This is a genomic window from Paenibacillus nanchangensis, assembly GCF_046543445.1.
Classification (GTDB): Bacteria; Bacillota; Bacilli; order Paenibacillales; family Paenibacillaceae; genus Paenibacillus_AQ; species Paenibacillus_AQ nanchangensis.
Genome location: NZ_JBHOFD010000021.1, coordinates 125,240 through 131,269 on the forward strand (window position 1 = coordinate 125,240; position 6,030 = coordinate 131,269).

General features: G+C 52.8%; 9 protein-coding genes. 4 read left to right on the forward strand and 5 right to left on the reverse strand.

The features are described from left to right. The first annotated feature begins 183 nt into the window (after positions 1-183). From ACE6ED_RS17720 to ACE6ED_RS17730, 3 genes are all read left to right on the forward strand, one after another. On the forward strand, positions 184-555 hold the full coding sequence (locus ACE6ED_RS17720) for a hypothetical protein (protein ID WP_410828545.1): 372 nt from the start codon (positions 184-186) through the stop codon (positions 553-555). Positions 556-633: 78 nt separating this feature from the next. Further along, a complete protein-coding gene (locus tag ACE6ED_RS17725) occupies positions 634-825 on the forward strand; it encodes a YfhD family protein (protein ID WP_410828546.1) in 192 nt (63 codons plus the stop codon). Between the two features lie 236 nt (positions 826-1,061). Beyond that, positions 1,062-1,451, forward strand: a complete 390-nt coding sequence (locus tag ACE6ED_RS17730) for a hypothetical protein (RefSeq protein ID WP_410828547.1) — start codon at positions 1,062-1,064, stop codon at positions 1,449-1,451. 87 nt (positions 1,452-1,538) lie between these two features. Here ACE6ED_RS17730 and ACE6ED_RS17735 read toward each other — a convergent pair whose 3' ends face one another. The 5 genes from ACE6ED_RS17735 to ACE6ED_RS17755 are packed head-to-tail and all read right to left on the reverse strand — an operon-like array spanning position 1,539 to position 4,121. Beyond that, entirely contained in the window at positions 1,539-2,309 is a 771-nt protein-coding gene (locus ACE6ED_RS17735; RefSeq protein ID WP_410828548.1) for an ABC transporter permease, read from the reverse strand. Beyond that, a complete protein-coding gene (locus tag ACE6ED_RS17740) occupies positions 2,310-3,068 on the reverse strand; it encodes an ABC transporter ATP-binding protein (RefSeq protein WP_410828549.1) in 759 nt (252 codons plus the stop codon). It abuts the gene before it with no gap. 13 nt (positions 3,069-3,081) lie between these two features. Next, the gene (locus ACE6ED_RS17745) at positions 3,082-3,435 is read right to left on the reverse strand and encodes a DUF1048 domain-containing protein (protein WP_410828550.1); all 354 of its coding nucleotides are present in this window, start codon (positions 3,433-3,435) and stop codon (positions 3,082-3,084) included. Between the two features lie 12 nt (positions 3,436-3,447). After that, a complete protein-coding gene (locus ACE6ED_RS17750; protein ID WP_410828551.1) occupies positions 3,448-3,795 on the reverse strand; it encodes a DUF1048 domain-containing protein in 348 nt (115 codons plus the stop codon). After that, complete coding sequence (locus ACE6ED_RS17755; RefSeq protein WP_410828552.1) at positions 3,792-4,121, reverse strand: PadR family transcriptional regulator; 330 nt, start codon at positions 4,119-4,121, stop codon at positions 3,792-3,794. The genes ACE6ED_RS17750 and ACE6ED_RS17755 overlap by 4 nt, the downstream gene beginning before the upstream one ends. Positions 4,122-4,764: 643 nt before the next feature. Between ACE6ED_RS17755 and ACE6ED_RS17760 the strand changes: the two genes are divergently transcribed. After that, positions 4,765-6,030 (forward strand): peptidoglycan-binding domain-containing protein (locus tag ACE6ED_RS17760; protein WP_410828553.1); only part of this gene is annotated, 1,266 nt, incomplete at its 3' end.

The following is a 6,030-nucleotide window of genomic DNA, read 5'->3' on the forward strand; positions in this document are numbered from 1 at the left end:
AGCGGAAAATTTTACATATATTTTACAGGCTTGTTAATCATACAGATATACTACTTTGGGACCATGTTTTGGACGAAATGAACCTAAACACTGCGCAGGAAATAAAAAGAATAAATTACTCCCGTTTATGCAAACTAAAAAAGCCAAGAATCACAGCCATCCCTGGCAGAGAGTGGGGTTCAGATGAGCGAAAGAAGTATACTGGCCTATTTCAAAACGCCGGAAGAAGCGGAAAGCGTATCGCGGAAGCTGAAATCGCTGCGCGTCATCGATATGTCGATTGACCGTTTCAGCAAATATCCCGGCGGAAGCACCTATCACAACATCAATCCGAGAACAGGCAATTTTGAGAGTCTCGCCAATCTCACGCTGAACGCTTCGGTAGACAGCCGGTCGGCGGGGATATTGGCCGCTGCCGACACAGGGGCAAGCGGTATGAGCGACGGCGGCGATGGAGGTCCCACAGGGCGGGATATCCTGCTGACCGTTGTATTGGACGAGGCTTCTTTTCATCCCGCGCTGCGGCTGATTGAGGAAGCGGGCGGAGTACTTTGAACGTCCTGAATTCCTTTGAGCGGACCGGGCTGTTCCGGCAGCTCCGGGCCAACTGACTTGCAGAGAGGAGGGGAAACAGTGCCAGAGCAATATCGCGGAAAAGTGCCGAAGCAGGTGGTTAAAATGAAAATGCTGTTCGGTGCTAAACGTGAGGATGTGGAATTCTCCGGCGAGCTGGCCGACGCGGACGACATGGAGGCCCAAGCACGGGCCCGGGAAGCGGACCGCCGGCAGCTGCATGAAATGATTAAAGACGAGCAGACGGAGTAGGAGTACCCGGCTGCGCGGCACATCCCGCCTGCGGATTTTCGCCTGATGGCGACAACGCGGGCGGGATGTTTTTTGCATGCGGAGCGTGTAAGGGGGCTGTTAAAAGTGCCGCATAAGCGCGGGCAGCTGCTATGACGAACGTGGACAGCCCGTTTTTTTGTCAGAGAGAAAAACGCAGTGAGTACGCCGGACGTTGTATAATAGGATGGATGATCGATCAGGGAAGGAGGGTACGTATGAATGCAGCGGCGATGTGGCTTGTGCTGGCGGTTGTAGTGATTGGTCTGACTGTGCTCAGCCAGCGGCAGTTGTTTTCCGGCAAAATCAAGTCCGCTTACCGGGAGCTGCGAATCCTTGCGGATCAAGCGAAGCAGGGAATTTCGTCGCCTGCGGATCTCTCTGAATGGGAGACCCAACTGGCCGCCTTGGAACGATATCCAAATGAGTGGAACAAGCTGGATCAGGAAATCGGCCTGCACCGGAGCTTCATGCTGTTTCTCGACCGTCATTACCCGGATGATCCGCGGCTGCCGGGATTGCGCCGGGCGGCAGGTTATGTCAAAGACAACGTGTGGGGCATCAAAATTCCGGGTTGGGAAGAACCAAAGGAGCGGGATACCGAGTAGTATGGATTATTTTTGCCGATAGGTCACGACGAAATGCCGATAGATCACGATGAAATATTGTGGATTGATAATCATGCATTTATAATCTTATGCTGCATTCCGTTTATACGCACGCACCGCAAACAGATAAGCCACCACCATAATCCCGACGCACCAGGCAAGCGCAATCCCCAAGTCATTGCCTACCGGCTGGTTAGAGAGCAGGGCGCGGATCGCTTCAACGATTGAAGTCACCGGCTGATTTTCGGCGAAAACACGAACCGCTGTCGGCATCGAACCGGTCGGCACAAACGCCGAGCTGATGAAGGGCAGGAAGATTAACGGATAGGAAAAGGCGCTTGCACCTTCCATCGTTTTGGCGGATAGTCCGGCGATTGCTGCGATCCAAGTCAATGCCAGTGTAAACAGCACGAGGATACCTGCAACGGCAAGCCAAGACAAAATCCCTGCCGGCGAACGAAAGCCCATCAAAAGCGCAACCAGAATAATGACGACAAGCGAAATGACGTTGGATACCACCGAAGTCAGCACATGCCCCCACAGCACAGTGGAACGCGCAATCGGCATGGTGTGGAACCGCTCAATGATGCCCCGCTGCTTATCCATGAACAGGCGGTAAGCCACATAAGCCACCCCGCTGGCAATCGCCATCAGCAGTACGCCGGGCAGCAGGTAATTCACATAATTATCCGTACCGGTGTCAATCGCGCCGCCAAACACATAAACGAACAGCAGCATCATGGCGATTGGAGTGATACAGACCGTGAGGATGGTATCCATACTGCGGAAAATATGGCGCATGGACCGGCCAAGCATAACGCTCATGTCGCTGAAAAAATGGTTTTTTGCCGTCTCCATTTAGATGGCCTCCTTTTTACCGATGATGGCGAGGAAGATTTCCTCTAATGTCGGCTGTTTTTCGATGTACTCTACTTTTGCAGCGGGGAACAGCTGTTTCAGTTCCGTCAACGTGCCGCTTGCAATAATTTTTCCTTCGTGCAAAATAGCGATCCGGTCGGCCAGCTGCTCGGCTTCCTCCAAATACTGCGTAGTCAAAAATACCGTGGTGCCGCCATCGGCAAGCTCTTTTACAATCTTCCAGACCTCGATGCGTGCTTCGGGATCAAGTCCGGTGGTGGGCTCGTCGAGGAAAATAATCTGTGGTTTGCCCACAAGGCTTAAGGCGATGTCGAGCCTGCGGCGCATCCCGCCCGAATAGGTGGAGGGCTTACGGTCAGCGGCGTCCGTTAAGCCAAACCGTTTCAGCAGATCGTCCGCAACCTGCCGCGGATGCTCCAGATGCCGCAGCTTGGCGATCATAATCAAATTTTCCCGCCCGGTCAAAATCTCATCCACGGCGGCAAATTGCCCGGTCAAACTGATCGCATGGCGCACATGTTCGGGTTTGGCCGCGACATCAAATCCGTTGACAATGGCGGTGCCCCCGTCATGTTTGAGCAGCGTGGTGAGGATCCGGACCATTGTTGTTTTCCCCGCGCCATTGGAGCCGAGCAGGGCAAAAATCTCCCCCTGCTTCACATCTAAATCAACGCCCTTTAGAACTTCCGTGTTCTTAAAGGACTTTCGCAGCCCTTTGACCTCAATTGCTTTTTTCATCCCGGTAACCCCCTTATGATTTGGTTTTATCCGCGGCCTTTTTGTTGGCTTTGTTCATTTCTTGTTTCACCGATTCCTGATAGAGGTCCGCGTAAGTTTTTGAATCTTTGATCAGTTCGTCGCAGAAGGCTGCTACATCTCTGCCGGTCACTTCCAGCACACCTTTCCCCGAGGCAGCACCCTCTTCAAAAAGATCGACAATCCCTGAAAGCAAACCTGTTCCTTCGGTCAGTTCGACTGGACCAACTTTAAAGAGATATTTTTGCATCTCCTTATAAACAATCTGATAATCCTGGGGGAGCGCTTTGACGCGCGCCACGTGCGCCCGCCACTCTTTTTTGCCTTCGATGATATCTCGGATATTCATGTGTTTTTCCTCCTATTTGCCTAATTTTTTGGCTACATTATGATTGAGCTGCTCGCGCCATTTGTCGCGGTAAGATTTAGCCCCTTCTTCGCCGGCCAGCGCCGCACAAAAACCTTGGATATCGCCGCCCAGAACCTCTTGGACACTTTGACCCTCCGCGGCCGATTCTTCCAGCAGTCCAAGCACACCGTCCAGAATTGGCATGAGGTTGCGGCCGCTGAAATCTGAGTGAGGCCACAGATTGGCGTTGATTTTGTTCCACGCCGATTGATAATCGGGCGGCAGTTTTTTTACTCGAGCTTCAAATGCCTTAAATTCCCTCGTCATGTCGCTGCCGGTGATTTTTTCCCAAAAGTTCATTGATCCTTCTCCTTTAACTCGTTAATTTTCGAGGAGACGAACTCCCACTTTTCCCAGAACTTCCGCAGCTCCTCGCGGCCTGCATCGTTGATCGCAAAAAACTTTCGCGGCGGTCCCAACTCGGAGGGCTTTTTGGTGGTCTCCACCAGCTTGTTTTTTTCAAGCCGGACCAGGATAGTGTACACCGTTCCCTCCACCACATCGGTGAAGCCTAGGGCATTCAGCCGCCGCGTGATTTCATAACCGTAAGTGTCTTTGCGGCTTATGATTTCAAGCACACAGCCCTCAAGCACTCCTTTGAGCATTTCCGTTAGATTTTCCAGCATAATCACCCTTCACTATTCTGTATGACTGGTATGTTGTATTACTGAGTACTGCTATAAAGTAACACGTAGTAGTCGGGATGTCAACAGCGTTTGTTTAGTTTTGGATATTATTTTTTGCGAATCACTGTTGGTTTAATCTGTAGGGCTCGTCCTACGCAGAACTTAAAGAAGCACAGGGGGAGCGGAGGGGCACTGCGGCAAAGTTGGAATTTCGGGTTGCTGTTATTCGGAGTTCAACGATGTTCTTAGAGACTGAACGAAGGACGAACAGGTGAGCGCGGCTGCCGCTGCGGCCAATTTGGGACATCCGGTTGCTGTTATTTTCGGTGTTCATGAACGGGGATTTCTGCCATCCATATCCGCTCTTTGCTTTTGCGGGAAGAACTGAGGGATTGTGCTGTTTTTTTCTCAGTCTTTTCTCCTAGACGGAGATCATTTCAGGGTAATCGGCCCCTCGTCGTTATAGTAGAAATTATGATAGGATGGGTATTACTGGAAACAGGTATGTTCTCTCTGTTATTGTTCGTAAAACAAGGGGATGTGCCGTTTTTTATGAGGAAAATGGCGTTGGGGAAGGTACTTGAGTCAATGGCTGTCTGACAGTCAGCGGGAAGTTTCATACATAGGGTTAAGGAGGCACAAAATGCAGCAAAAGGTTGATCTTTCCCGCCTTCAGGAGCTGTCCGCCTCACTGGACCGGATCAGCCGAAATCTGGAACGGGAAGCGTTCGGGATTGAACGGGGAATCACAAATATCCTGTCTGCTGCCAGGGATGAATACCAGCAGGAGTGGTATGTCGGGCAGTCGGCGGGAAAAGCGGAAGCACTGCTCCGGGAGGTGCTGAGCCAGACGAAGACCATTTTGGATGAGCTGAACCGCCAGTCGGCGGCAGTTCGGGAAACAGCTGAGCAGTACGGCTACACGGAATCCAAAATGAAGGCGCTGCTGAACGCGAAGTTCATGCGCAAGTTCCCGGCGGTCCAACGGGTCGGTGGAATCGGCGCCCGGCTGTGGGACATGTGGCGGAGGCGGCAGGAGCAGGGCGGGGAGCGCCTGCTGGAGCTGCTGAGCGGGAAGCCGTCACTGAAGGATCTGCTAAAGGGAGCAGTGACTAGTGTGCAGGATCTGCAGCTCGAAACGCGGCTGATCCCCTACAGCAGTGAACCGCGGATTACGGAGCTGCTGGACAAGCTGCATACGGGAGACGAAGCCTTACGGGAAGAGGCGCGGATGAAGTTGAACGAGATCGCCAATGCGTTCGATACCCTCGCTCGCTCCCAGACGGCTTATAGTGTGTACGCAGCGTATGACCATAAGCAGTACATGGAGCAGGTGAAACAGACCGCTGCCGCGCAGCGGGATATTTTGGCGGGGCTTGGCGTTGATCCGGCGTGGTACGGATCGGAAATCAGCCTGCGGAAGCACTACAAAGGTCCACTGCTGTCGGCCTGTGACTATAATCCGCTTCAGTCGGACTTTTCCCCGATGCCGAGGGAAGAGGAGCTGCGGTTAGTCATTGCCATCGGGATGACGGTACCAGCTTATCAGGAATGGGCCGTTCACAATTACCCGGAGATTGAAAAGGCCGCTAAGAAGAGAGCGGCGGAGCTGGAACGGCGGCGGGAAATTCGCCGGCAGCTGATGGAAGAGTACAATCAGAAGTTCTCCCCCGAAGATATTCGGGCGATGCAGGAAGCCTTGAAGAAGCGGGGCATGTACTCGGGAGAAATTACGGGGATGTACAACGAGGAATTTTTGTTAGCGGTGGAGAAGTTTCAAGTTATGCAGGGAAGAGAGCCGGACGGCAGCTTCGACAACACGCTGCTTGCTTTGGCGAAGAGCACGGAGGAAGCGGGCTGGAAGACACCGCTTGCGGTAGGAGAAGGGATTGCGGTGCAGCTGGGGGTC

Bases quoted from the DNA above. Each gene is read 5' to 3' on its own strand.
- ACE6ED_RS17755 (WP_410828552.1), bottom strand. From the start codon at position 4,121: ATGCTGGAAAATCTAACGGAAATGCTCAAAGGAGTGCTTGAGGGCTGT.
- ACE6ED_RS17735 (WP_410828548.1), bottom strand. From the start codon at position 2,309: ATGGAGACGGCAAAAAACCATTTTTTCAGCGACATGAGCGTTATGCTT.
- ACE6ED_RS17740 (WP_410828549.1), bottom strand. From the start codon at position 3,068: ATGAAAAAAGCAATTGAGGTCAAAGGGCTGCGAAAGTCCTTTAAGAAC.
- ACE6ED_RS17745 (WP_410828550.1), bottom strand. From the start codon at position 3,435: ATGAATATCCGAGATATCATCGAAGGCAAAAAAGAGTGGCGGGCGCAC.
- ACE6ED_RS17750 (WP_410828551.1), bottom strand. From the start codon at position 3,795: ATGAACTTTTGGGAAAAAATCACCGGCAGCGACATGACGAGGGAATTT.
- ACE6ED_RS17720 (WP_410828545.1), top strand. From the start codon at position 184: ATGAGCGAAAGAAGTATACTGGCCTATTTCAAAACGCCGGAAGAAGCG.
- ACE6ED_RS17730 (WP_410828547.1), top strand. From the start codon at position 1,062: ATGAATGCAGCGGCGATGTGGCTTGTGCTGGCGGTTGTAGTGATTGGT.